Raw genomic sequence first — 23,734 nt, forward strand, 5'->3', positions numbered from 1 at the left:
TTTGCCTGGGGGGCTGTGCGTGTCACCTGCTGTGGAGTTGCATGGATGGGCTGCGGGCCTTCGGTGTGCTTGCACCGGGGTGGTGCAAGTGCCGCACAAAGGCTGGAACAGCCGCTCGATTCAATTGAATCTATTGCAATAAACAAACCAGAATGCTTCGGGTATTCCATTAATCAGAATTTTTATTGAATTTATTCCGTTCAATGAAATATGATGCCTTCAGTTTGATCAACGAATTCCACAGGAGCGAGGTATGGAAGCCGCATCCACCGCCACCGGCGGCGTACCCCGGGTGTTTGCCGTCATCCGGGCCCTGTCGGCCGTGCAGGCCGAGGGCGGGCGAGTCACCCAATTGGCGCGCGCCGTGGGCCTCACGCAAGGCACCACGCACCGTTTGCTGCAATCGCTGGTGGCAGAGGGCATGGTCGAGCAGGACGAGCGCAGCAAGCTCTACCGCCTGAGCATGGAATTCTTCGCATTGGCGGCGAAGGCTGGCAACCCCGGCGACCTGCGCACCCTGTGCCGCCCTGCATTGCTGCGCCTGTGCGCCAGCCTGGGAGACAGCATCTTTCTCTTGGCGCGCAGCGGGTTCGATGCCGTGTGCCTGGACCGCAGCGAGGGGCCGTTCCCCATCCGCTCCTTCACCGGCGACATCGGCGGCCGCGTGGCCCTGGGCGTGGGGCAGGGTGCGCTGGCCATCCTGGCCTTCTTGCCCGAGGCCGAGCGCGAAGAGGTCATCCGCTTCAACCTCTCCCGCGTGCGCGAGTACGGCGTGTTTGACGAGGTCTATCTGCGCACCGAGATCGAGCGTGTGCGCCAGCTGGGCTACGCGGGGCGCAATACCGGCTTGCTCGAAGGCATGGCTGGTGTAGCCGTACCCATACTGGACCGCGAAGGTCGGGCCGTCGCTGCATTGAGCGTGGGCACTATCTCCGCGCGCTTGAACGATGACCGTCTGCCGACCGTCGTGGAGTTGCTCAAACGCGAGGCGGCCGCGATTGGGCCGAAGATCAATCCGTTTGATGCAACGCTGAGAAGGCCGGCACAGAGTTTGTCATCCGTGCGAGCCGAGGCGCAGGCCATTGCACCTGCGGAACCTGGGGCGTGATCTGTTGAGCGAGGTTCCGAATTCCCGAAAGCAACGGCTTGCGGGTCAACTTGCGCTCAGAAATACCGACAGCGCTTGCGCCGCCTGTGCGTGTGCATCGCTGTCAATCACTTGGTTGTGGGCCGTCACCACCCGTGTGAACGGCCAGCGCAACACATGCGCGGCACTGCGGGCCGCCGCAGCGCGGTCGCGCACCAATGCACGCACTGTGAGCGGCACAGCCATTTGGCGCCGTACCCCTGTCAACGTGGCATAGGCCTGTGTGAGCCAGGGCAGATCGCCCGCCATCCACTGCAGGAGGTCCGTCACGATGAGCGTGGCAGACGGCCGGTGAAACCACACCGACTCATTGCCTGCCGGGATGCCCTCAAACGCAAAGTGCTCCAGCTCAGGCAGCCACTCGGGGAGGTCGCCTGCAGGCAGCGCATGCAGCGTAGCTGCCAAATCTGGCCGTTTTTGCGCAAGCCCTTGAGGGCCGTAGACCACCGCGCCCGGGAAGGCTGCGGCACAGGGCGCCAGAAAAAGGTGGTGCATCTTGTTCGGCGCCACGACAAAGGCCACGCTGCCGAGGCTTTGCACCTGGCGCAACAACGCGCTGCCGGGCGGCATCGGGATGGGAGAGTGGATGAAAAGCTTGCGCCCTGGCAGACGCACGACCGTCATGCGCGTGGTGATAGGAAGGCCGTTGGCCTTGAACGCGTGGGTGGCGTGCCAGAGATCGGTATCGAGGGGTTCAAGTTGCATGGCGCAGGATGGTGCCCGGGCCACTGGGTAAGGTCTTGAACGAATTCGACATGGTTCGGAGTTCTGCTTGGGCCCGCTATCGTCCGTCGCCGAGGGGCAGAATCCAGCCAGGAGCCGTGGTGGCTCTTGGGTAAAGCGGACACTCAACGTTTGGCATGAGGCGCAGTCTTTTGGGCATCCCTTCGATGGCATGGTTAGTTCTCATCGTTTCGTGTGCCTAGTGATGGACCTGGTGCTCAAGTTGATACCACTGCTCATCCTCTGGCGCCCGGTTAGACACCAGCCTGACAGAGAACTTTGCAGCTGACCGCAGTATTGGCTGGGGTCGGGGACTGGTCTGCGAGCTGAAATCGCCATTCCACCTTCGATGATGCTCCACGTGCACGACTTTAGAGTTTGATTGGAAGACCAGAACGAATTCACCCCCATTCACTTCGGCAGGTAGTGTCATGCGGCACTTGAGCCAGCCAAGTTGTAAAACCCGGCAGTTGCTCTCGCGGGTCGAGTACGGGCCAAACGCGAACAGTTCATCCCAGTCCAGTGGGAGTACGTTTGCCAAATCTACCTCGTGGACCTTCTCGGATCGAACCAACTTCCCGAGGGCTGTGCTGAACTCACCTGCTGGCTCGGCAGTAGTACAGGCGACGAGTATTGCGAGGACGCTCGCGAGCGCGATGGCTCTTGCAAAATTCAGGATGGATCGCATTGAGATCTAACGCTTACGGTTGCAAGCTACGCTCGTAGAACGGAATTCATGAAACGAAGGCTAAGTTGGCCGGGGTGAGGCCCTAGCGCCGTGACTACCATACCGGCTGTCGGCCAGGAGCTGTCGGTTGCGGCAAGGAGAAGCAGACGTTCAAAGTTGGAGTTACTGCCGCTCGCGAAGCGTTTCGGCGTTGAACGACTTGTTAAGGCGCATACCCACTGACCACTAACCCTGCTGAGGTGATCCGGTACGGGTATTGCCCCAGCGAATCAATTTCCGCCTGAACTCTACCTATATCTTGGCGCTCATACCGATGCTGAGGTTGAGCATGGGGCCACCTTGTAGCCTTGTCGGGGATGAGCAGCCACTCAATCTCCGAGTATTGAAATGGGCCGCCCGTTACCGCGCCACAATCACCGACACCTAGTTCAGTGAGGCAATCTAGTGCGGGAAGAAAGCCTTCTCTGGAGTTCTCCCACTCCAGCAATTTCCATATGCAGTGGCTAGCCACATCTGCTTGAGCCAGATGGGACAAAAGCTTCTTCCATTTGGTGTTGGACATTAGCCCAATCATTTCTTTCATTTATCTGCCTAGCTGGGCCCCAGCACAATTTGCCCCACACAACCTGCGGGCAAGCTGGGCGATAGGAGTTACTTTGGGACTCTGATTGCTCCTGAAAACGGAGTGGAGCGCGGATTTGCAAGTGCGGGGCTGTTGCAGCATTCCATACAAACATTCCGGCAATCCCCGCAGGATTCATGAAGACAAACTATAGCCTGCGGACTAGCAAAGCCAGAGCTCTCGACAGTCACGTTTTGAACTGCGAGCAAGCGATAAGAATCAATGACTGTCTTGGGGGAGGGTAATCACTGGCGGCTCCGGGCCCTGAGCCGCCGTTCAGAAGCTTCACCCGTAAGCTGCATTGACTTGCTGCACGCTGCTGTTGGAAATCCTGGTGCCTGCCTTCGGCAAGCTATAGTTTGCTGAGTTGACGCGTGCCGGGTTTCACGGAATTTTTATCCCTGGAAATTTGAACAGGTCACCCCTTGCAAACCTATGCTGCAGGCCACTTCAAGGAGACATCAGTGTCCAGAATATCCCGCACGGTCCAGTTTATCCCGCAGGTTTTGCGGGATAAATCACGTTAGGCTGAACACGTACAACGATGCCGACAAACTTTACGCTCACCGCCACCGATTTCATGCGACTGCAAAAGATGGTCGCCAAGAGATTTCGGGGCAAGACCGGGCCTTTCTCATTACAGTTCGGCCTCCGCGCGCTAGTTTGGCTATGCATCGGTCTTGCCGGTGCCACGTACGCTCGAGTCATGCGCGAGTACCCGGAACTCTCGCAGCCGCTGCTCACCGTGGCGATTCTGCTTATCGTCGCTTTGGTCGCAATCGTGGTAACGCCATATGTGGCTCAAGCCTCGCTTCGCAAGGTCATGTTGGCGCCCAATGGCGCCTTCCTCTCGCCGCAAACCCTTTCCCTGTCGTCTACCTCGGTGCATGTAAGTTCTGCGACCGGCACGACGGAGGTTCCATGGTCGGCTGTGCTTGCACTCGAAGAAGACGACGCGAACTACTACCTCTTCATCGATGAAATGCAGGCGCTCGTCCTTCCGCGCAATGCGATGAGTCATCTGGCGGCTCAGTTCGAGCAGTACACAGCCCACGTCAAGAATGCGGCCTAGCCCTTCATTCCAGCGGACCACCGTCGGCGCCCACTGAATTCAAACGTTGAGCGTCCGCTTTCATCTGTTGCCACAGACCGTTTCTGGCCTATAGCTGTTCGCGCAAGCTCCCGGTGCGGGCATGAAGTATCGGGTGTCTTGTACCAATTTTGATGAGCTGTCGCCGCTTTGCAATATGGCGCTACAGGCCGTTTTGATTCCTGCCTCATCCTCTTGGCGAAATGCCCCTGTCGCTCGGTGTGAGCGCCCGGTCCTCACCCCTGCCGCTGCCCCGCGCATTCCCCCACCACCCAATCCCTGAACGCCGTCACCAGCGGCGTCTGCGCCCGCGCCTCTGGGTACACGAGGTAATACGCATCGGTGCTGGTCAGCACCTGGTCTGACAGCTCCACCAGGCTCCCTGCCGCAAGCTCTTGCTCAATCAAAAAGCGCGGCAGCAGCGCTGCCCCCAGGTGCGACACGGCAGCCTGCGCAATCATGGCGAAGTGTTCGGACTGGGGGCCGCGCAGGGCCAGGGCTGTGGGGGCGCCCACCAGCTCGAACCATTCGGCCCATTGGGTGGGGCGGGTGCTTTGCTGCAGCAGCACCACGCGCGTGAGGTCTTGCGGTGTGTGAATGTTGTGGCGGTCGCGGTAAGCGGGGCTGCACACGGGCACGGTTTCTTCGTGCATCAGGTATTCGCACACGGCGCCTGCCCAGTGCGGGGTGCCGAAGTGGATGGCAGCGTCGAACGGTGTGCCCGCAAAGTCAAACGGCTCGGTGCGGGCCGAGAAGTTGACCAGCGCCTCAGGGTGCAGCGCCATGAAGCCGCCCAGTCGCGGGATGAGCCAGCGCGTGCCCAGGGTGGGCAACACGGCCAGGTTGAGCAGGCCGTCGGTGCTGGAGAACGCCATGGCCTTTTGTGTGCTGGCCGACAGCTGTTGCAGCACGTTTTGCACGTCGGCCGCGTAGACGCGGCCCGCGTCGGTCAGCACCACACGCTGGCGCACACGGTGAAAGAGGGCTGTGCCGATCTGCTCTTCCAACTGGCGGATCTGGCGCGACACGGCACTTTGGGTGAGGTGCAGCTCTTCGGCCGCGCGCGACACGCTCTGGTGGCGCGCCGCCGCCTCAAAGGCCAGCAGGTCGGCGGTGGAGGGCAGGAAGGCGCGGCGCAGCAGGGTCATGGTGGCAAATGGGATCAATCATGCGCAGAGGGAATGAGCGGCTCTGTCAGGTTGTGCATGGTTTTGGGCTGTGGCGCTAGTGCATCAAGCGCTAGTAGCTCTGCAATTTTCAGGCACTTCATGCTGATTCGTGATCAAGTAGTTCCATTTTTTTGCTATCCAGCACGGCGCGATTGGCGGATATTGGCGCATTGATCGCGCGGTTTTCTCCCACGCTGCTTCCTTCTATTCGCTTCCATTCACCTTTGCGAGCCGCCATGTCTGCCACCCCTGCCGCCACCCCCCTTGTGTCCGAAGTCGATCAACTGCTGCAACGCCTGGGCGTGCCCCGCTCCGCCTACACCGGCGGCACGCTGGCGGCCCGCTCGCCCATCACGGGCGAGGTGCTGGCCCAGGTGCCGCAGCAAAGCGCGGCCGATGCCACCGCTGCCATCGGCCGCGCGCATGCGGCCTTTTTGGCATGGCGCAATGTGCCCGCACCGCGCCGGGGCGAGCTGGTGCGCCTGCTGGGCGAAGAGCTGCGCGCCGCCAAGGCGGACCTCGGCCTGCTGGTGACCATCGAGGCGGGCAAGATCCCGTCCGAAGGACTGGGCGAGGTGCAGGAGATGATCGACATCTGCGACTTTGCCGTGGGCCTGTCGCGCCAGCTGTACGGCCTGACGATTGCCACCGAGCGCCCCGGCCACCGCATGATGGAAACCTGGCACCCGCTGGGCGTGTGCGGCGTCATTTCGGCCTTCAACTTCCCGGTAGCCGTGTGGTCGTGGAACGCCGCGCTGGCGCTGGTATGCGGTGATTCGGTGGTGTGGAAGCCGTCGGAAAAGACCCCGCTCACCGCCCTGGCCACGCACGCGATTGCGCAGCGTGCCATCGCCCGTTTTGGTGCCGACGCACCCGAAGGCCTGCTGGAGCTGATCGTGGGCCAGCGCGACATTGGCGAGGTGCTGGTGGATGACGCCCGCGTGCCCGTGCTGTCAGCCACCGGCTCCACCGCCATGGGCCGCGCCGTGGGTCCGCGCCTGGCAGCGCGGTTTGCGCGCGGCATTCTGGAGCTGGGCGGCAACAACGCGGCCATCGTGGCGCCCACGGCCGACCTGAACCTGGCGCTGCGCGGCATCGCGTTTGCCGCCATGGGCACGGCGGGCCAGCGCTGCACCACGCTGCGCCGCCTGTTTGTGCACGAAAGCATTTACGACCAGCTGGTGCCCCAGCTGGCCAAGGTGTACGCCAACGTGCAGGTGGGCAACCCGCGCACCGCTGGCACGCTGGTGGGCCCGCTGATCGACCGCCCCGCGTTTGACGGCATGCAAAAGGCGCTGGAGCAAAGCCGTGCGCTGGGTGCCACGGTGCACGGTGGTGGCCGCGTGGAAGGCATCGGCGGTGCCGATGCGTACTACGTGCGCCCCGCGCTGGTGGAGCTGAAAGCCCATGAAGGCCCCGCGCTGCACGAAACCTTTGCGCCCGTCCTGTACGTGGTGCGCTACAGCACCATCGACGACGCCATTGCCATGAACAACGCAGTGGGCGCGGGCCTGTCTTCGTCCATCTTCACGCTCAATGTGCGCGAGGCCGAACAGTTCATGTCGGCAGCGGGTTCGGACTGCGGCATTGCTAATGTGAACATTGGCCCCAGCGGCGCCGAAATTGGCGGCGCGTTTGGCGGTGAGAAGGAAACCGGCGGTGGCCGCGAAGCGGGCTCGGACAGCTGGAAGGCCTACATGCGCCGCGCGACCAATACCATCAACTACTCCACAGCACTGCCGCTGGCGCAGGGCGTGACGTTTGATGTGTAACCCACGCGCTGGTTGCCCCGTTCATGTTGATTGTTAAGACCCCACACCCCATCGTCATCATTGGCGGTGGTGTCATCGGCAGTGCCATCGCGTACTTCCTCACGCTGCAGCAGCCGGGCTGCGAGGTGGTGGTGGTCGAGCGCGATCCGACCTATGCACGTGCATCGTCGGCGCTGTCAGCCAGCTCCATCCGCCAGCAGTTCTCGACGGACATCAACATCCAGATCTCGGCGTTTGGCATCGGCTTCTTGCGCAACGTGGGCACGCTGCTGGCCTGCAACGGCGATGTGCCCGACATCGGTCTGCACGAAGGCGGCTACCTGTACCTGGCCACCCAGGCGGGCGAGGCCACGCTGCGCGAGAACCATGCACTGCAAAAGCAGTACGGTGCCGATGTGGCGCTGCTCAGCCCGCAGCAGCTGGCCGAGCGCTTCTCGTGGCTGGCGCTGCAGGACGTGGTGCTGGGCTCGCTGGGCCTGTCGGGCGAGGGCTGGTTTGATGGCTACCTGCTGCTGACGGCGCTGCGCAAAATGGCGCAGAGCCAGGGCGTTCGCTATGTGGCCGATGAGGCTGTGGGGCTGGACACTGCGGCCAGCGACGGCGTGTTGCATGTGAACGCAGTACGCCTGCAAAGCGGCGCCGTGCTGCCTTGCCGCTACGCCGTGAACGCCGGTGGCCCCTGGGCGGCAGCCATTGCGGGCTGGGCGGGAATTGATTTGCCCGTTGTGGGCAAGCGCCGCACGGTCTTCAACCTCGCCAGCCCCGCAGCGCTGCCGGGCTGCCCCCTGCTCATCGACACCAGTGGCATCTGGCTGCGGCCCGAGGGCAAAGGCTTCATCTGCGGCTTTGCACCCGACGCAGACAACGACGCCGACTTTGCCCCGCTGGAGCCCGAGTACGACGCGTTTGACAACCACATCTGGCCCGCGCTGGCCGAGCGCATCCCTGGCTTTGAGGCGCTGCGCATGCAGGGCGCCTGGGCGGGCTATTACGAGATGAACACCTTTGACCACAACGCCATCGTGGGCCTGCACTCGGCGTGCGACAACCTGGTGTTTGCCAACGGATTTTCGGGCCACGGCCTGCAGCAGTGCCCTGCGGTGGGGCGTGGCCTGGCGGAGTGGATGTTGACGGGCGGCTACCAGAGCCTGGACCTGTCGCCGCTGTCCATCGAGCGCATTGCGCGCAACGCACCACTGCTCGAAAAGAACGTCATCTGAGCACCATTGGTACCGCCAGTTTTCCCTCACCCCTTTCTCAACCTGCCAACCACAAAACATACGGAGACAACGACATGGCAATTTCCCGCAAGACCTTCACAGCGCTCGCTGCAGGCCTGACCCTGGCCTGCATGGCCACGGCCCCCGCGCTGGCGCAGACGGTCACCCAGCCCACGCTGGAGAAGATCAAGGCATCGGGCAAGGCCGTGCTGGGCGTGCGCGAGACTTCGCCGCCCATGGCCTACGCGCTGGGCGCCAACGAAAAATACGTGGGCTACCACGTGGAGCTGTGCGAGCGCGTGCTCAAGGAAATCGCGCCCGACGCCAAGCTCGAATACATGGCCGTGACGGCGCAAAACACGCTGCCGCTGGTGCAGAACGGCACGCTGGACATTGGCTGCGGCCCCACCACCAACAACACCGCGCGCCAGCAGCAGGTGGCGTTTGCGGTGACCACCTATGTGAGCGAAGTGCGCATGGCGGTGCGCAAGGATTCGGACCTGAAGTCCATCAGCCAGCTCGCAGGCCGCACCATTGCGGCATCCACCGGCACCACCGCCGTGCAATTGCTGCGCAAGCAAGAGCGCGCGCTGGGTGGCGCGCCCATCAAGACTGTGCTGGGCAAGGACCACCATGAGAGCTTCTTGCTGCTCGAAACAGGCCGCGCCGACGCTTTTGTGCTCGATGACAACCTGCTGGCCGGGATGATTGCCAACTCCAAAGACCCCTCGGCCTACCGCATCGTGGGCGAGCCCTTGGGCGCCGAGCCGATTGCACTGCTGTTCCGCAAGGACGACCCGACCTTCAAGGCTGCGGTGGATGGTGTGCTGACCAAGCTGATGCAAAGCGGCGAGATGGAAAAGATCTACACCAAGTGGTTTGTGAACCCCATTCCGCCCAAGAACATGAGCCTGAACCTGCCACTGGGCACCACCCTGCGCCAGCTGTTCGCCACCCCCAACGACAAGCCCCTGGAGACCTACCAGCAATGAACGCTGCCATCCCCGCCACGGCCTTCCGCGCGGCCGACCGCCTCGGCGCCATCGGCGTCTCGGAAATCGTGCGCCTGACGCAAGAGGCCAACCAGCTCAAGCGCCAGGGCCAGCCCGTGATCGTGCTGGGCCTGGGCGAGCCCGACTTCGACACGCCCGCGCACATCCTGGAGGCCGCGCAGCAGGCCATGGCGCGGGGGGAGACGCACTACACGGTGCTGGACGGCACGGCCGAACTCAAGGCGGCCATCCAGCACAAGTTCAAGCACGACAACGGGCTGGACTTTCAGCTCAACGAGATCACCGCAGGCGCGGGTGCCAAGCAGATCCTCTACAACGCGCTGATGGCCTCGGTGAACCCTGGCGACGAGGTGATCCTGCCCGCGCCGTACTGGACCTCGTATGCCGACATGGTGCTGATTGCAGGCGGTGTACCCGTGGTGGTGCCCTGCACCGAAGCCAACGGCTTTCGTATCACGCCCGAGCAGCTGGAGGCGGCCATCACGCCGCGCACGCGCTGGGTGTTCATCAATTCGCCTTCCAATCCCAGCGGCGCGGCCTACAGCGCAGAGCAACTGCGCCCGGTGCTGGAAGTGGTGGAGCGCCATCCGCAGGTGTGGCTGCTGGCGGACGACATCTACGAACACATCCTGTACGACGGCCGCGCGTTTGCCACGCCCGCCGCCGTATTGCCCTCGCTGCGCGAGCGCACGCTGACGGTGAACGGTGTCTCCAAGGCCTATGCCATGACGGGCTGGCGCCTGGGCTACGGCGCAGGCCCGAAGGCGCTGATTGCGGCCATGGCCGTGGTGCAGAGCCAGGCCACGTCCTGCCCTTCGTCCATCAGCCAGGCGGCGGCCGTGGCGGCGCTGACGGGGCCGCAAGACGTGGTGCGCGAGCGCTGCCAAGCTTTCCAAGACCGGCGTGACCTGGTGGTGGCGTCGCTCAATGCATCGCCGGGCCTGCGGTGCCGTGTGCCGGAGGGCGCGTTCTACACCTTTGCCAGCTGCGAAGGTGTGCTGGGCCGCACCACGCCGGGCGGCATGCTGCTGCGCACCGATGCCGACTTCTGCGCCTACCTGCTGCGCGAGCACCATGTGGCCGTGGTGCCCGGCGGGGTGCTGGGGCTGGCGCCATACTTCCGCATCTCGTACGCAGCATCTACCGCCGATTTGCAAGAGGCCTGCGCACGCATCCAGCGCGCCTGCCAGGCCCTGTTCTGAATTTCTGACCCGATACCGTTGATATGAACACGACCTCCCTCACCCCCCGCACTGGCGGCCAGATCCTGGTGCAGCAGCTCATCACCCATGGTGTGAAGCAGCTCTTTTGTGTGCCCGGCGAAAGCTACCTGGCCGTGCTCGATGCCCTGCACGATGCCGACATCGGCGTGACGGTATGCCGCCAGGAGGGCGGGGCGGCCATGATGGCCGAGGCGCAGGGCAAGCTCACCGGCCAGCCCGGCATCTGCTTTGTGACGCGTGGGCCCGGCGCCACCAACGCGTCGGCCGGTGTGCACATTGCCCACCAGGATTCGACCCCCATGATCCTGTTCGTGGGCCAGGTGGCACGCGGTGCCATGGGGCGCGAGGCATTTCAGGAGTTGGACTACAGCGCGGTGTTCGGCACCATGGCCAAGTGGGTGGTGCAGATTGACGACCCAGCCCGTGTGCCCGAGCTGATCTCGCGCGCTTTCCATGTCGCCACCTCGGGCCGCCCTGGCCCCGTGGTGGTGGCGCTGCCCGAAGACATGCTGACCGAGGCCGCCACCGTGGCCGATGCGTTGCCCTACCAGGTGGCGGAGACCCACCCTGGCACTGCGCAGATGGCCGAGCTGGCGCAGCGCCTGCAAGCCGCCAAAAATCCCGTGGCCATCCTGGGCGGCAGCCGCTGGTCTGAGCAGGCGGTGCGCGATTTCACTGCGTTTGCCGAAGCGTGGTCCATTCCCGTGTACTGCTCGTTCCGCCGCCAGATGCTGTTCCCGGCCACGCACGCCTGCTACGGCGGCGACCTGGGCCTGGGCGTCAACCCCAAGCTGCTGGCGCGCATCAAGGCGTCGGACCTGGTGCTGGTGGTGGGCGGTCGCTTGTCGGAGGTGCCATCGCAGGGCTACGAGTTGTTCAACATCCCAACGCCCGCGCAGCCCCTGGTGCATGTGCATGCCGATGCGGACGAACTGGGCAAGCTGTATCGCCCCACCCAGGCCATCCACGCCACGCCACAGGCTTTCACAGCTGCGTTGAATTCTGTGCGACCCACGGCGGCAGTGCCCTGGAAGGCGCACGCTGAAGCGGCCCATGCCGAGTACCTGGCCTGGAGCGACACGGCGCCCATCCGCATCCCTGGCAACCTGCAAATGGGCCAGGTGATGCAGCACCTCAAGGAAGTGCTGCCCGCCGACACCATCTTCTGCAACGGCGCGGGTAACTTCGCTACGTGGATTCACCGCTTCTGGCCCTTCACCACCTACGCGAGCCAGCTCGCGCCCACCAGCGGGTCGATGGGCTACGGCCTGCCCGCGGGTGTGGGCGGCAAGCGCTTGTGGCCGCAGCGCGAGGTGGTGATCTTTGCGGGCGATGGCGACTTTTTGATGCATGGCCAGGAATTTGCGACCGCCGTGCAGTACGGCCTGCCCATCATCGTGGTGCTGCTGGACAACGCCATGTACGGTACCATCCGCATGCACCAGGAGCGCGAATACCCCGGGCGCATCAGCGCCACGCAGCTCAAGAATCCTGACTTCAAGGCCTACGCCCAGGCCTTTGGCGGCCATGGCGAGCGGGTGGAGCGTACCGAAGACTTTGCTCCGGCTCTTGCCCGCGCCCGCGCCAGCGGTCTGCCCAGCGTGCTGCACTGCCTGATCGATCCCGAGGCGATCACGCCCACCGGCACGCTGCAGGGCATTCGCAGCGCAGCACTCTCCAGAAAATAGGCCCCATCTCGTACTTAGGCTCTTAGGCGCTCTGTCGCTCAGCCGGTCACGCGGGCGCCGCCCGACTGCCGCAGGGTCTGCACCAGCAGGTTCTGCAGGCTGTCCACCGCCTTGGAGCCGCGTGACGCGCGGCTGCGGTACACGGCCACCTCCATAGGGGCCAGCGGCCCCAGGCCTTGCTCGGTGCCGAGCACCTGCAGCTGCGGTGGCACGCTGCAGTGGGTGAGGGCGGCCACGGCCAGGCCGCTTTCCACCGCTGCAATTTGCCCGGCCAGGCTGGAGCTGTGATAGACCACCTTGTAGCGGCGCCCCTGCTGCGCCAGCGCGTGGATGGCGCCGCGCCGCGCCAGGCTGGCCGATTCGTACACCGCAATCGGCAGCGGGTCACGCCTCCACAACTCGAACTGCGCCGACCCCACCCACACCATGGGCTCATGGAACAGCAGCGTGCCCCGGCGTGCGTGGTCGCGCGAGATCAGGGCCAGGTCCAGGTCGCCATTGGCCACACGCGGGATGAGTGCGGTGGACTGCTCGCAGTCCAGCTCAATCTCCACCGCACTGTGACGGGGCGCAAAGCGCTTGAGCACAGGCGTGAGGTAGCGCGCTGCGTAGTCATCCGGCACCCCCAGCCGCACCCGGCCTGTGAGGGCGTCGCCGTTCAGTGCGTCGTGCGCTTCTGCGTGCAGTTCCAGAATGCGGCGCGCATAGCCCAGCAGGGTTTCACCCTCGGGCGTGAGGTGCTGCTTGCGGGCATCGCGCTCCAGCAGTCGGTGGCCTACAGCGTCTTCGAGCTTCTTGAGCTGCATGCTGACCGCCGACTGGGACCGGTGCACCTCGGCCGCCGCGCCGGAGAGCGAGCCTGCATCCACCACAGCCACCAGGCACTGAAGCCAATCGAATTGCAAATCGCGGTAGCTCATGGACTATCCCAGTGATGATGTATTCGATGATCGAATGGTTGGTTTATAAATTATGCGCTTTGGATTGCAAAGGCTGGCAGCCACACTGCGGGCATGCAGCAGTCTTCCTCTACCGTTTCCGGCACATCCGCACCCGTGGTTCCAGCGTCCGCTTCACCTGTGGCCGTTGCCCACGTGCTGCCGGATGCCCGCCGGCTGGATGGCTGGGTCGCCTTCGTGCTGGGCAACGCGCTGCTGGGCACCATCGGCGTGTTTGTGCACGAGGCGCAGGCGGCGCCGTTGACAGTGACGTGGTTCCGGTGCGCGTTTGGCCTCATTGGGCTCACGTTGTGGATGGCCTGGCGCAACCGGTCATGGTCGGGACTTCGGCGGGGGCTCTGGGTGGGCTGGGCTGCTTTGCCGTGGGTGTTGCTGCTCAGTGGGCTCATGTTGGCGAGCTGGTGGCTGTTTTTCACCGCGATCCAGCAGGTGCCCACCGGGGTGGCGGTGGTGCTGTTCCATGTGCAACCGCTGTGGGTGTTGCTGCTGGGGGCTTGGTGGTTGAAAGAGTCCGTGCCCCGGCAGCGCGTGGTGTCGGTGCTGGTCGCCATGGTGGGGTTGGTCCTGGCCACGGGGGTTGCGGAGGGGGTGGCTCCATCGCGCGGTAGCCACGCGCCAGGCTACTGGGTGGGCGTGGGCCTGTGCCTGATCGGTGCGCTGTGCACAGCCACCGTCACCGTGGTCGCCAAACGCTTGGGGGTGCTGCCGCTGGGGACCCTCGCGTGGTGGCAATGTGCGCTGGGTGCGGCCGTGCTGTGGGTGGCCCCCGTGGGACACGGTTGGCCTGCCTGGGGAGTCTCCTGGGCATGGCTGGGTGGGTTGGGGCTGATCCACACCGGCTTGGCGTATACCTTGATGTACGCAGGCATGGCCCGCCTGGCGACGGCCCGGGTGGCGGTATTGCAATTTGCTTACCCCACGGTCGCCATCGTGGTGGACTGGTTGTACTTTCAGCACACCTTGGGCGGTTGGCAGCTGGGGGGGGTGGTGCTGATGCTGATTTCTATGGGTTTTGGTCAGAAGCTTGGGCGAGGTCCATAGCCCACATCTGCTACCCATAGAGTGGATTGGGAGCTAGCAGTTATTGTTGGCGAACTGGTGGCGCTAGTCTCGGCCAAAGAGGTCTCGGGTGTAGACCTTGTGCGTTACGTCGTTGAGGACATCTGTAATTCGATTGGCGAGGATGACATCGCAGCAGCGCTTGAAGGTGTCGAGATCATGCTCCACGCGGAAATGAAGGAAGTCTGCTGCATTCAAGTTCGGTTCGTAGACAAGTACTTCAACTCCTCGATCCTGTAAATGCATCATTACCCCTTGGATGCTGGATGTGCGGAAGTTTCCCGATCCTTGCTTGTGGATCAGCCGAAATATTCCCACCCTCTGCGGGTCGCGTTGCATGATGCGCTCAGCAATGAAATGTTGCCTTGCAACATTGGAGCGTACGATGGCACTGATCAGGTGTTGAGGGATACCGTCGAATTGGGCCTGCAGCTGTTGGGTGTCTTTAGGCAGGCAGTACCCGCCGTAGCCAAACGATGGGTTGTTGTAGTGCCCGCCAATGCGAGGGTCGGCGCACACGCCTTCAACGATCTGCCGCGTGTTGAGCTCGTGGGTTTCGGCAAAACTGTCAAGTTCATTGAAGTACGCCACACGCATCGCCAAATAGGCATTGGCAAAAAGCTTGATCGACTCTGCTTCTCTGGCGTTGGTGAACAACACGGGGACTTCTTTGGAGCGCGCGCCTTCCAATAGAAGACCTGCAAGAGTCTGTGCTCGTTCCGAGCGCTCACCCACAACGATACGTGAGGGGTTGAGCGTGTCATGCAGAGCTTGGCCCTCCCGCAGAAACTCTGGACAGAAAACCAGCTGATTGGTACCCCAACGGGTCTTTGCGTTTTCAGTAAATCCTACTGGCACGGTCGAGCGAATCACGATCACCGCATTGGGTTGGATCGCCAATACGCTCTGTATGACAGCATCCACAGAGGCAGTGTCGAAAGTGCCGGTCTTCTGATCAAAGTCTGTGGGCGTTGCCACGATCACATAGTCTGCTCGCTCATAGGCTGCTTGCTGGCTTAGTGTGGCCTCTAGGCGCAACGACGTGTCGCTCAAATACTGTTGGATATCGGGGTCGCAGAAGGGCGATATCCGGTCAGAAACTTGCTGTACTTTGTCTGGTGCGATATCGATCAATACAACATCGTGGTGTTGCGCAAGCAAAACGGCCACGGAAAGACCAACATACCCGATTCCTGCGACAGCTATTTTCATGGGACCTTGAGAGGCGGAGGATGTACCCGGGTGGGTAGTACCTGCGGAGTGCGCTGCAGGTGTCCTTACCTCAACGCAGCGAAGATGTTGTTGTCCGTTGCCTGCGCGTCGGTATCCATCATCATGGAGATCCAGCAACGGTAGGCACTGATAATTATGCAGTTCACTTGCTCATTGCATTCCGCCTTCGTTCCTGCAAGGTTTCCATGGTCTCCAAACGCATTCTTGTTACTGGTGGTGCTGGCTTTTTGGGTTCCCACTTGTGTGAGCGATTGCTGCGTTCTGGGTGTCACGTCCTCTGCATGGATTCGTTCCTGACGGGATCGCATGCGAATGTCGCCCCATTTTTGGCGCACCGGAACTTTGCACTGATAACGCACGACATCGCACAACCGTTGCCAGCCGGGATGGAGGTTGATGAAATTTACAACCTTGCTTGTCCGGCATCGCCTCCGCATTACCAGGCCGATCCGTTGCATACCGTCAAAACCTCCGTGTACGGGGCTATCCATCTTCTCGAACTCGCCCAGCGGTGTGGCGCGCGCATTTTGCAAGCGTCTACCAGCGAGGTCTATGGTGATCCTGAGGTCAGTCCACAGACCGAGGCGTACTGGGGCCATGTCAATCCCTTGGGGCCAAGGGCTTGTTACGACGAGGGAAAGCGCTGCGCTGAAACCCTGTTTTTCGATTTCCATCGCCGTCACGGAGTGGCCATCAAGGTAGCGAGAATCTTCAACACGTATGGACCTCGCATGCAGCCAGATGACGGGAGAGTGGTGAGCAACTTCATCGTGCAAGCGTTGCGTGGCGATTCGCTAACGGTGTACGGTGATGGCTCGCAGACGCGATCATTTTGCTACGTTGATGACCTGATCGAAGGGCTGCTCGCTTTGATGGCAAGCCCGCTGGAGGTAACCGGACCTATCAATCTGGGCAATCCTACCGAGCTTTCCATGTGTGAGCTTGCGGATCGTGTACTGACCTTGACGGGCGCGCGCACCGCGGTGGACTTTCGTCCTTTGCCCCAAGATGATCCCCGCCAGAGGCGTCCGGACATTACGCGCGCCAAGCACGTACTGGGTTGGGAGCCCACAGTGCCTTTGTCCGTTGGGTTGGAAAAGACGGTGGACTATTTTCGGCAACTTTTGTCAGCCACCTCAACCACTTCTGTGGACGGCGTTGTTCAAGTAATGCGTGAGGAAGGTGCGTCATGAAAGTTGCTGTCATCACGCCTTATTTCAAAGAGTCTGAGGCGGTATTGCGTCGCGGAATGGACAGCGTGCAGAGGCAGACCTATCGAAATTTTGTGCACTACATGGTGGCCGATGGTCATCCCAGGCCTGAGGTGATGGAGGGGTATGAGCGCGTAGTGGCAGTTAACTTGCCCAGTGCGCATGCAGACTATGGGTGCACTCCGCGAAGCGTAGGCGCCTTGCTGGCACTGAACGAAGGGGCCGACGTGGCTTGCTTTCTCGACGCAGATAACTTGTTCGAGCCCGAGCACCTGGAAAGCCTGGTGTCTGCCTATCAGCGTGCGATAGATGATGGCGCTCCACTCGATGCCGTTTTTGGGTCCCGGCACATTTTTTTGCCGGGGCATGAACACTTGCGCTTGGTGTCGCAAGAGGATGTTTCGCGGCAGCATGTCGATACCAGCTGCATGTCCTTTCATCGTTCAGCCGCATTCGTGTGGACCCTTTGGGGGATGATTCCACACGCTGCAACGCCCAAGTGCGACCGGCTTATGTTCGACCTTGTTCGTGCGCATCGTTTGCGAATGGAATGGACTGACCGCTGGACGGTGCTTTACGAATCCAACTGGAGCTACGATTATCAGCAGGCTGGTTTACCGATTCCCGATCATGGATTGCATGACGCGACTCTGACCGACGTTCAACTGCCGTCAGACGAGATGTTGGCGCGGCTTCGGATTCGGCTCCAGGTTGCAGGCGCTGCCTGATTTATTGGCAGGTGTGCAAGTGATGATCACCGTTGTGCAGCCATGGCCGTCCTTCTCTGTGCTGTCGACGATCAAGCACTGAGATGGATCACATGATGCCGTTACGCCGCATCGCGCACCTGGACATGGACGCGTTCTTTGCGTCCGTCGAGTTGCTGCGCTACCCGCAACTCAAAGGCTTGCCTGTGGTGATCGGTGGCGGGCGGCGCAAGGTGGACGAGCTGCTGCTGCGCGGGCCAGACGGCACCGAGGAGCGCGAGCGGCGCTTCATACCGGTGGAAGACTTTCCGCTGCTCAAGGACTACGTGGGCCGGGGTGTGATCACCACGGCCACCTACCCGGCGCGGCAGTTCGGCGTGGGCTCGGCCATGGGCATGATGAAGGCCGCCAAGCTGTGCCCGCAGGCCATTGTGTTGCCGGTGGATTTTGAAGAGGTGCGACGCTTTTCGCGCTTGTTCAAAAGTACCATCACCGAGATCGCACCGGTGATGCAGGACCGGGGGGTGGACGAGGTCTACATCGACTTCACCGACGTGCCCGGCGGCCAGCGCGAAGGCGGGCGGGTGCTGGCGAGGCTCATCCAGAAAAGCATCTTTGATAGGACCGGGCTGACCTGCTCGATCGGCGTGGCGCCCAACCGGCTGCTGGCCAAGATGGCCAGCGAGTTCAACAAGCCCAACGGCATCTCCATCGTTTACGAGGAAGACCTGCAGAGCAAGTTCTGGCCCTTGAACGTGCGCAAGATCAACGGCATCGGTCCCAAGGCGGGCGAGAAGCTGGCACGGCTGGGCATTGAAACCATCGGGCAGCTTGCCGCGCAGGATGAGCAATGGCTGATGGGCTACTTTGGCAAGTCCACCGGCGCATGGATGCACCGCGTGGCCTGGGGCCGCGACGACAGCCCGGTGGTGACCGAGAGCGAGCCGGTGAGCATGAGCCGCGAGACCACCTTCGACCGCGACCTGCATGCGGTGCGTGACCGGGCCGAGCTGGGCGCCATTTTTACCGACCTGTGCATGCGGCTGGCCGAAGATCTGCAGCGCAAGGGCTATGTGGCGCGCACCATCGGTATCAAGCTGCGCTACGACGACTTCAAGATCGCGACGCGTGACCACACCGCCAACAGCTACACCGCCGACGGGGCGACCATCCGGCAGCTGGCCGGGCAATGCCTCAAGCGCGTGCCGCTGGACAAGCGCCTGCGGCTGCTCGGCGTGCGGGCCAGCACACTGGCGCGGCGGGGGGAAGAGCCTGCGCTCGAGCCGCGTGCCACTGCGGCCGCAGAGGGGCGTCGGCGCGGGCCTCAGACAGAGGCGACCATGGAAACCGGGCAGCTTTTTTGATTGAGGCAGCGGATTTCCAAAAGGCGGTGAGCAGGCTTTCAGTGTTTGCGCTTTGAGGGGCGTGAGGAGGCACCTTTTTGGGGCAAAGCAGGGGAGGGAGCAGTTAGACTTGATTCGTATCAAGCGGTTACATACAACACGCCACAAAAAGCCGCGCCGCCTGCCCCTGCCGCAGGCCCTTCAGGAGCCTCGAATGCGCATCAATCTGCCAGTGACCCAGCAGAATTTTGACTACCCCGGTGAAGAGCTGCTGGTGTCCAGCACCAACACCAAGGGTGAGATCACGCACTGCAACCCGGCGTTCGTGCGCGTCAGCGGTTACAGCTACGACGAACTCATTGGCCAGCCCCACAACATCATTCGTCACCCCGACATGCCGGCCGAGGCCTACAAGGACATGTGGCGCACCATTGGCCGGGGCGAGCCTTGGACGGGCTTGGTCAAGAACCGCCGCAAGAACGGCGACCACTACTGGGTGCGAGCCAACGTCACCCCCATCATGGAGGGCGGCAAGCCACGCGCCTATATGTCGGTGCGAACCAAGCCCAGTGCGGCCGAGATGGTGGCTGCCGAGGCCCTGTATGCACAGATGCGCAGCGAGGCGGCTTCGGGTGCAAGCAGCTTCTACCTGGACTCGGGCAACGTGCGCTACCGGGGAGTGCGTGGCTGGCAGCAGCGCCTGGCGCAGATGGCGCTGCTGCCCCGCATGGCGATCCTGCTGCTGATGACGGTGCTGCTGGCCTTGTTGCCCGACGTGATGGGGCTGCAAGGCACCACCGCCTGGGTGGCCCGCCTGGTGCTGCTGTTGCTGGGGGCGGGGTGGACGCTGTGGCGCTTTCAGGCCACCGTGCTGCAGGGCGTGCACGATGCCACCCGCTTCGCGTCCGACATCTCGGCCTGCAACCTTGCCACGTCGGTGGGCACCGACTACCCCCAGCCCCTGGGCGCGCTGATGCAGCGCCTGCAGCAGACCCAGGTCAACCTGCGCGCCGTGGTGGGCGACGTGCGCACCGAGGTGCGCAACTTCATCGAATCGGCCGACGAAATCGCACGCGGCGGCATGGACCTGTCAGCCCGCACCGAGTCGCAGGCAAGCAGCCTGGAAGAGACCGCCGCTGCGATGGAGCAACTGGCCAGCACGGTGCTGCAGACGTCGGAGACAGCGGCCAAGGTGTCGCACGAGAGCGCACAGAGCAGCGACATCGCCACGCGCGGCGGCCAGGCGGTGCAGGAGGTGGGCGCGGCCATGCAGCAGATGAAGCTGTCGTCCACCAAGATCAGCGAGATCGTGGGCGTGATCGAGGGCATTGCCTTCCAGACCAACCTGCTGGCGCTCAACGCCGCCGTGGAGGCAGCCCGTGCAGGCGAGCAGGGCCGGGGCTTTGCGGTGGTGGCGGGCGAGGTGCGGGCCCTGGCGCAACGCAGCGCCAGCTCGGCCAAGGAGATCAGCGGCCTGATCGGCGTCACGGTGAACCAGATCGCCAGTGGCGCGCAGCAGATGGACCATGCGGGCACCACCATCGAGGGCGTCGTGCACGCCGTGGAGCGCGTGAGCACGCTGGTCCAGCAGATCAGCAGCGCCACCAAGGAGCAGTCGCAGGGCATTGCCCAGGTCAACGAGGCGGTGACGCAGCTCGACACCGTGACGCAGCAGAACGCCGCGCTGGTGGAGGAGTCGGCCGCCGCCGCCCAGGGCCTCAAGGAAAGCGCGGTGTCGCTGGGCCGCTCGGTGGATGTGTTCCGGCTGGGTTGAGCGGCATTGCAACGAGCCGCCAAGGAACACTCGCACCTTGACGAATTCTTACTCGTAACTTACAGTGATTTTCCCGTTTTCCGGGAGATCACCATGACCCTCGACGAGCTGCAGCGCATCAAGCAGTGGCATGTGGCGCACAAGGCCGACCACCCGCTCGAATACCACCTGTGGGACCTGGTGCTGACGGTCTGGATGCTGGGCTGGGTGGGCTGGTTTCCCATCTGCGCTTTTGGCGAGCCCTGCGCCGCGCCGGTCTGCCTGATCGGCATTTTTGTCCCCAGCCTGTACGTTGCCTGGCGCACCCGCGCGCACTTGCGCCACACCCTGCGGTGCGACTGGATCGACGCGCGTAACTGACGGATGCGGTCGGTTGACGGGTGGCGGGGCCAGGCCTACTGCCGGGCAGTGCGCACGTTGCGCGGCAGGGCCTGCGGGTGGCTGGTGCGCAGGGGGTTGATGTCCAGCCCGCCGCGGCGCGTGTAGCGCGCGTACACCGTGAGCTTGATGGGTTTGCAGCGTGTCCACACGTCCATGAAGATGCGCTCCACACACTGCTCATGGAACTCGTTGTGGTTGCGAAAGCTCACCAGGTACTGCAGCAGCCCTTCCTGGTTGATCTGCGGGCCGCTGTAGCTGATCTGCACGCTGCCCCAGTCGGGCTGGCCGGTCACCAGGCAGTTGCTCTTGAGCAGGTTGCTGGTCAGGGTTTCGGTCACGGGCGCTTCGTTGAATGTGGCCGTCAGCAGGTCGGGCGCGGGCTGGTAGCGCGTGCATTCCACGTCCAGCCGGTCTAGGCTCAGGCCGTCCAGCTCATGCACGGGCTCCTGGTCGAACAGCTCGGGCGCGATGAGCTTCACGCCCACGGTGGCGGGGTGGTCGGCGCCACGCCATACGGCTTCGCTGATGTCGGCGCGGATGCGGGCCTGCACCTCGGCCGCATCGGCAAAGCGGGTGTTGTTGAAGCTGTTGAGATACAGCTTGAACGACTTGCTCTCGACGATGTTGGGCGTCTCGCAGGGCACAGTGATGTGCGCCAGCGCCACCTGCGGCTTGCCACGCGCATTCAGCCAGGACAGCTCGAACGCCGTCCACAGGTCGGCCCCGAAGAAGGGCGCCGCGCCGGTGATGCCGATCTCGGCCCGCTTGCCCGCGCGCGGGATGGGGAACAGCAGCGAGGCGTCGTACTGGTCCACATAGGCCGATGCCTTGCCGAGTTGGGATTGTTCTGGCGTGTTCATGGCCTGGTCTTTCGGGTGTGTGGGTTCCAAGGGGGTCTGTGCTATTGCTACTATTTTTATAGCTGCTGGCGCATGTTCGACTAGCGCATGCCGGGGTTTTTACTGAAATTCCCGCTCACGCAGCCATTTGGTGGCAATCCATTTGTCCCCGGCGATCACGGGGGCGCCGCCATGCAGGGTGCGGGTGGACGGGTGCGGGCGCTCGTAGCTGAAGAACACCGCGTTGCCACGCTGCGGCGCCACCTCCAGGTGCACGTCGGGGAAGGTGGTGCCGCCGCCTTTGTCAGGTGTGTTCAGGTACATCACCAGCGTGCCCACGCGCTGGCCGCCGCGCTGGATGATGCTGGGCGTGCCGGGCTCGGCGGGGTCGAAGTAGTCGTAGTGGGGCTTGTATTCGGCGCCGGGGCGGTAGTGCAGCACCTGCAGGCCTTCGCCGTTTTCGACGGGCCAGTGGAGCAGGCGTGCAATGCGCTCCTCGATGCGCTGGATCAGGGGACTTTGCCCGCGCTGGAAGAACATGCCGTCACTGGTGCGGTCGGCATTGATCTCTTCGCCCCCGGTCTTGGTGGCCACGGTGAGCGAGCGTGCCATGCGGGGCTCTGCAGCGGCTATCAGGGCATCGCACTCCTCGGGCGACAGCAGGTTGCCAAACACCACGATGCGCGGCTGTGCCATGGCCAGCAGCACATTCACGGCGCGGTCTCCGCAGTCCACCTGGGCGGGGGATTCATCCAGCCGGGGCTCGGGCACCCGCACGGCCGAGGGCAGGCCCTGCTGCACGGCCAGGTCGTTCAGGTGCTCCTGCAGCGTGATCTCCAGCGCATCCGCCGCCACGTCTTCGTCCCAGCCTGCGTCACGCATGGACTGCAGCACCACGGGTGCGGCGTAGCCCGCCTGGGCCTGCTCTATGATCCAGCGGCGCAACTCGGGGGTGATGGCCTGCCGCGCTGCGCTGGCGTGCTGGGTGGTGGTGCTGTCCGGGTGCTGGTCAGAACGCGATGCCATGGCGGTCCTTCAACAAGAGCAGGGTGGTGGGCGGATTTATGCGGAGGGCGGGGTCTTGCGCCGGAAGACCAGGCGCTCGGGCTCGGATGATGCCGGGGCAAAGGCATAGCCGTCCAGGTCAAACCCTTCGAGCTGGTGGGGTGTGGCAAGGCGGTGGGTGATGGCGTAGCGCGCCATCAGGCCGCGTGCGCGCTTGGCAAAGAAGCTGATGATCTTGTAGTTGCCGCCCTTCCAGTCCTCGAACACGCATTCGATCACGCGGGCCTTGAGTGCCTTGCGGTCCACGGCCTTGAAGTATTCCTGCGAGGCGAGGTTGATCACCACTGGCGTGGTGTCGGCGCGCAGCCGGGTGTTCAGGTGCTCGGCAATCTGGCGGCCCCAGAACTGGTACAGGTTGCTGCCTGCCTCGGTGGCCAGGCGCGTGCCCATCTCCAGGCGATAGGGCTGCATGCGGTCCAGCGGCCGCAGCACACCGTACAGGCCACTGAGGATGGCGACATGGTTCTGGGCCCAGTGCAGGTCGTCAGCGCTCAGGCTGCGGGCTTGCAGCCCCTCGTACACGTCGCCATTGAAGGCCAGCACCGCCTGGCGCGAGTTGTGGGCCGTGAAGCGGGGGCGCCAGGCCTGGTAGCGCGCCACGTTCAGCGCCGCGAGCGTGTCGCTCAGTTCCATCAGCGACGCGATCTGCTGCGGCGACTGCTCCCGCAGGACTTCGATCAGGGCCGTGGACTGCGGCACAAACTGGGGTGAGGTGTGCGGCAGGCCTTCGGGAACGGGCGTGTCGTAGTCGAGCGATTTGGCGGGAGACAGCAGGAACAGCATGGGGGCAAAGGGTCCGTGGATCTCG

22 protein-coding genes are annotated in these 23,734 nt (G+C 63.3%); 13 read left to right on the forward strand and 9 right to left on the reverse strand.

What is annotated here, in order from left to right:
* Positions 1-253 precede the first annotated feature (253 nt).
* A complete protein-coding gene (locus IB236_RS02340; RefSeq protein ID WP_192418611.1) occupies positions 254-1,108 on the forward strand; it encodes an IclR family transcriptional regulator in 855 nt (284 codons plus the stop codon).
* A gap of 45 nt (positions 1,109-1,153) precedes the next feature.
* Here the strand turns inward: IB236_RS02340 and IB236_RS02345 are convergent, their stop codons facing one another.
* The gene (locus IB236_RS02345) at positions 1,154-1,852 is read right to left on the reverse strand and encodes a DUF4336 domain-containing protein (RefSeq protein WP_192418612.1); all 699 of its coding nucleotides are present in this window, start codon (positions 1,850-1,852) and stop codon (positions 1,154-1,156) included.
* A 908-nt stretch (positions 1,853-2,760) separates the two neighbouring features.
* Complete coding sequence (locus IB236_RS02350) at positions 2,761-3,120, reverse strand: hypothetical protein (RefSeq protein ID WP_192418614.1); 360 nt, start codon at positions 3,118-3,120, stop codon at positions 2,761-2,763.
* A 766-nt stretch (positions 3,121-3,886) separates the two neighbouring features.
* Here IB236_RS02350 and IB236_RS02355 point away from each other — a divergent pair.
* Entirely contained in the window at positions 3,887-4,252 is a 366-nt protein-coding gene (locus IB236_RS02355) for a YcxB family protein (protein ID WP_225580906.1), read from the forward strand.
* Positions 4,253-4,506: 254 nt separating this feature from the next.
* Here IB236_RS02355 and IB236_RS02360 read toward each other — a convergent pair whose 3' ends face one another.
* Positions 4,507-5,418: a LysR family transcriptional regulator gene (locus IB236_RS02360; protein ID WP_192418618.1), complete on the reverse strand. Its 912-nt coding sequence runs from the start codon at positions 5,416-5,418 to the stop codon at positions 4,507-4,509.
* 118 nt (positions 5,419-5,536) lie between these two features.
* The gene (locus IB236_RS02365) at positions 5,537-5,677 is read right to left on the reverse strand and encodes a hypothetical protein (protein WP_192418620.1); all 141 of its coding nucleotides are present in this window, start codon (positions 5,675-5,677) and stop codon (positions 5,537-5,539) included.
* Here IB236_RS02365 and IB236_RS02370 point away from each other — a divergent pair.
* The 5 genes from IB236_RS02370 (at position 5,676) to IB236_RS02390 (ending at position 12,355) form a co-directional block, all read left to right on the forward strand.
* Entirely contained in the window at positions 5,676-7,211 is a 1,536-nt protein-coding gene (locus IB236_RS02370; protein ID WP_099729668.1) for an aldehyde dehydrogenase family protein, read from the forward strand. The two genes, IB236_RS02365 and IB236_RS02370, sit on opposite strands and share 2 nt — an antisense overlap.
* Before the next feature lie 23 nt (positions 7,212-7,234).
* Positions 7,235-8,431, forward strand: coding sequence for an FAD-binding oxidoreductase (locus tag IB236_RS02375; RefSeq protein WP_099729669.1), 1,197 nt, complete (start codon positions 7,235-7,237; stop codon positions 8,429-8,431).
* Between the two features lie 74 nt (positions 8,432-8,505).
* The gene (locus IB236_RS02380; protein WP_056061287.1) at positions 8,506-9,423 is read left to right on the forward strand and encodes an amino acid ABC transporter substrate-binding protein; all 918 of its coding nucleotides are present in this window, start codon (positions 8,506-8,508) and stop codon (positions 9,421-9,423) included.
* Entirely contained in the window at positions 9,420-10,646 is a 1,227-nt protein-coding gene (locus tag IB236_RS02385) for a pyridoxal phosphate-dependent aminotransferase (RefSeq protein ID WP_099729670.1), read from the forward strand. The genes IB236_RS02380 and IB236_RS02385 overlap by 4 nt, the downstream gene beginning before the upstream one ends.
* A 23-nt stretch (positions 10,647-10,669) precedes the next feature.
* Positions 10,670-12,355 carry a thiamine pyrophosphate-binding protein gene (locus tag IB236_RS02390; RefSeq protein WP_192418622.1) on the forward strand — a complete coding sequence of 562 codons (1,686 nt, stop codon included), beginning with the start codon at positions 10,670-10,672 and terminating at the stop codon, positions 12,353-12,355.
* Positions 12,356-12,393: 38 nt separating this feature from the next.
* On the opposite strand, the gene IB236_RS02395 is transcribed toward IB236_RS02390, so the two are convergent.
* The gene (locus IB236_RS02395) at positions 12,394-13,275 is read right to left on the reverse strand and encodes a LysR family transcriptional regulator (protein ID WP_121943448.1); all 882 of its coding nucleotides are present in this window, start codon (positions 13,273-13,275) and stop codon (positions 12,394-12,396) included.
* A gap of 135 nt (positions 13,276-13,410) precedes the next feature.
* Here IB236_RS02395 and IB236_RS02400 point away from each other — a divergent pair, with 135 nt between their 5' ends.
* A complete protein-coding gene (locus IB236_RS02400) occupies positions 13,411-14,355 on the forward strand; it encodes a DMT family transporter (protein WP_370539871.1) in 945 nt (314 codons plus the stop codon).
* A 63-nt stretch (positions 14,356-14,418) separates the two neighbouring features.
* Here the strand turns inward: IB236_RS02400 and IB236_RS02405 are convergent, their stop codons facing one another.
* Positions 14,419-15,585, reverse strand: a complete 1,167-nt coding sequence (locus IB236_RS02405; RefSeq protein WP_192418626.1) for a nucleotide sugar dehydrogenase — start codon at positions 15,583-15,585, stop codon at positions 14,419-14,421.
* A 206-nt stretch (positions 15,586-15,791) separates the two neighbouring features.
* On the opposite strand from IB236_RS02405, the gene IB236_RS02410 reads away from it, so the two are divergent.
* The 5 genes from IB236_RS02410 (at position 15,792) to IB236_RS02430 (ending at position 21,001) form a co-directional block, all read left to right on the forward strand.
* A complete protein-coding gene (locus tag IB236_RS02410) occupies positions 15,792-16,799 on the forward strand; it encodes a UDP-glucuronic acid decarboxylase family protein (protein ID WP_192418628.1) in 1,008 nt (335 codons plus the stop codon).
* Positions 16,796-17,545: a glycosyltransferase gene (locus IB236_RS02415; RefSeq protein ID WP_192418629.1), complete on the forward strand. Its 750-nt coding sequence runs from the start codon at positions 16,796-16,798 to the stop codon at positions 17,543-17,545. Before IB236_RS02410 ends, IB236_RS02415 begins: the two co-directional genes overlap by 4 nt.
* A gap of 95 nt (positions 17,546-17,640) precedes the next feature.
* A complete protein-coding gene (locus IB236_RS02420; RefSeq protein WP_225580907.1) occupies positions 17,641-18,888 on the forward strand; it encodes a DNA polymerase IV in 1,248 nt (415 codons plus the stop codon).
* Between the two features lie 193 nt (positions 18,889-19,081).
* Positions 19,082-20,641: a PAS domain-containing methyl-accepting chemotaxis protein gene (locus IB236_RS02425; RefSeq protein WP_192418632.1), complete on the forward strand. Its 1,560-nt coding sequence runs from the start codon at positions 19,082-19,084 to the stop codon at positions 20,639-20,641.
* A gap of 93 nt (positions 20,642-20,734) precedes the next feature.
* The gene (locus IB236_RS02430) at positions 20,735-21,001 is read left to right on the forward strand and encodes a hypothetical protein (protein ID WP_056061307.1); all 267 of its coding nucleotides are present in this window, start codon (positions 20,735-20,737) and stop codon (positions 20,999-21,001) included.
* A 35-nt stretch (positions 21,002-21,036) separates the two neighbouring features.
* Here IB236_RS02430 and queF read toward each other — a convergent pair whose 3' ends face one another.
* The 3 genes from queF to yaaA form a co-directional block, all read right to left on the reverse strand.
* Positions 21,037-21,882 carry an NADPH-dependent 7-cyano-7-deazaguanine reductase QueF gene (gene queF, locus IB236_RS02435; RefSeq protein WP_121943441.1) on the reverse strand — a complete coding sequence of 282 codons (846 nt, stop codon included), beginning with the start codon at positions 21,880-21,882 and terminating at the stop codon, positions 21,037-21,039.
* Between the two features lie 99 nt (positions 21,883-21,981).
* A complete protein-coding gene (locus IB236_RS02440) occupies positions 21,982-22,887 on the reverse strand; it encodes a 2OG-Fe(II) oxygenase (protein WP_056061313.1) in 906 nt (301 codons plus the stop codon).
* A gap of 36 nt (positions 22,888-22,923) precedes the next feature.
* Positions 22,924-23,709, reverse strand: coding sequence for a peroxide stress protein YaaA (gene yaaA, locus IB236_RS02445; protein WP_192418634.1), 786 nt, complete (start codon positions 23,707-23,709; stop codon positions 22,924-22,926).
* Positions 23,710-23,734 lie beyond the last annotated feature (25 nt).

This window comes from Acidovorax sp. ACV02 (assembly GCF_014851475.1).
GTDB classification, from domain to species: Bacteria; Pseudomonadota; Gammaproteobacteria; order Burkholderiales; family Burkholderiaceae_C; genus Acidovorax; species Acidovorax delafieldii.

Excerpts from the sequence above, each read along its gene's own strand:
- IB236_RS02340 (WP_192418611.1), top strand. The coding sequence starts at position 254 with ATGGAAGCCGCATCCACCGCCACCGGCGGCGTACCCCGGGTGTTTGCC.
- IB236_RS02345 (WP_192418612.1), bottom strand. The coding sequence starts at position 1,852 with ATGCAACTTGAACCCCTCGATACCGATCTCTGGCACGCCACCCACGCG.
- IB236_RS02350 (WP_192418614.1), bottom strand. The coding sequence starts at position 3,120 with ATGTCCAACACCAAATGGAAGAAGCTTTTGTCCCATCTGGCTCAAGCA.
- IB236_RS02355 (WP_225580906.1), top strand. The coding sequence starts at position 3,887 with ATGCGCGAGTACCCGGAACTCTCGCAGCCGCTGCTCACCGTGGCGATT.
- IB236_RS02360 (WP_192418618.1), bottom strand. The coding sequence starts at position 5,418 with ATGACCCTGCTGCGCCGCGCCTTCCTGCCCTCCACCGCCGACCTGCTG.
- IB236_RS02370 (WP_099729668.1), top strand. The coding sequence starts at position 5,676 with ATGTCTGCCACCCCTGCCGCCACCCCCCTTGTGTCCGAAGTCGATCAA.
- IB236_RS02365 (WP_192418620.1), bottom strand. The coding sequence starts at position 5,677 with ATGGCGGCTCGCAAAGGTGAATGGAAGCGAATAGAAGGAAGCAGCGTG.
- IB236_RS02375 (WP_099729669.1), top strand. The coding sequence starts at position 7,235 with ATGTTGATTGTTAAGACCCCACACCCCATCGTCATCATTGGCGGTGGT.
- IB236_RS02380 (WP_056061287.1), top strand. The coding sequence starts at position 8,506 with ATGGCAATTTCCCGCAAGACCTTCACAGCGCTCGCTGCAGGCCTGACC.
- IB236_RS02385 (WP_099729670.1), top strand. The coding sequence starts at position 9,420 with ATGAACGCTGCCATCCCCGCCACGGCCTTCCGCGCGGCCGACCGCCTC.
- IB236_RS02390 (WP_192418622.1), top strand. The coding sequence starts at position 10,670 with ATGAACACGACCTCCCTCACCCCCCGCACTGGCGGCCAGATCCTGGTG.
- IB236_RS02395 (WP_121943448.1), bottom strand. The coding sequence starts at position 13,275 with ATGAGCTACCGCGATTTGCAATTCGATTGGCTTCAGTGCCTGGTGGCT.
- IB236_RS02405 (WP_192418626.1), bottom strand. The coding sequence starts at position 15,585 with ATGAAAATAGCTGTCGCAGGAATCGGGTATGTTGGTCTTTCCGTGGCC.
- IB236_RS02410 (WP_192418628.1), top strand. The coding sequence starts at position 15,792 with ATGGTCTCCAAACGCATTCTTGTTACTGGTGGTGCTGGCTTTTTGGGT.
- IB236_RS02415 (WP_192418629.1), top strand. The coding sequence starts at position 16,796 with ATGAAAGTTGCTGTCATCACGCCTTATTTCAAAGAGTCTGAGGCGGTA.
- IB236_RS02420 (WP_225580907.1), top strand. The coding sequence starts at position 17,641 with ATGCCGTTACGCCGCATCGCGCACCTGGACATGGACGCGTTCTTTGCG.
- IB236_RS02425 (WP_192418632.1), top strand. The coding sequence starts at position 19,082 with ATGCGCATCAATCTGCCAGTGACCCAGCAGAATTTTGACTACCCCGGT.
- IB236_RS02430 (WP_056061307.1), top strand. The coding sequence starts at position 20,735 with ATGACCCTCGACGAGCTGCAGCGCATCAAGCAGTGGCATGTGGCGCAC.
- queF (WP_121943441.1), bottom strand. The coding sequence starts at position 21,882 with ATGAACACGCCAGAACAATCCCAACTCGGCAAGGCATCGGCCTATGTG.
- IB236_RS02440 (WP_056061313.1), bottom strand. The coding sequence starts at position 22,887 with ATGGCATCGCGTTCTGACCAGCACCCGGACAGCACCACCACCCAGCAC.
- yaaA (WP_192418634.1), bottom strand. The coding sequence starts at position 23,709 with ATGCTGTTCCTGCTGTCTCCCGCCAAATCGCTCGACTACGACACGCCC.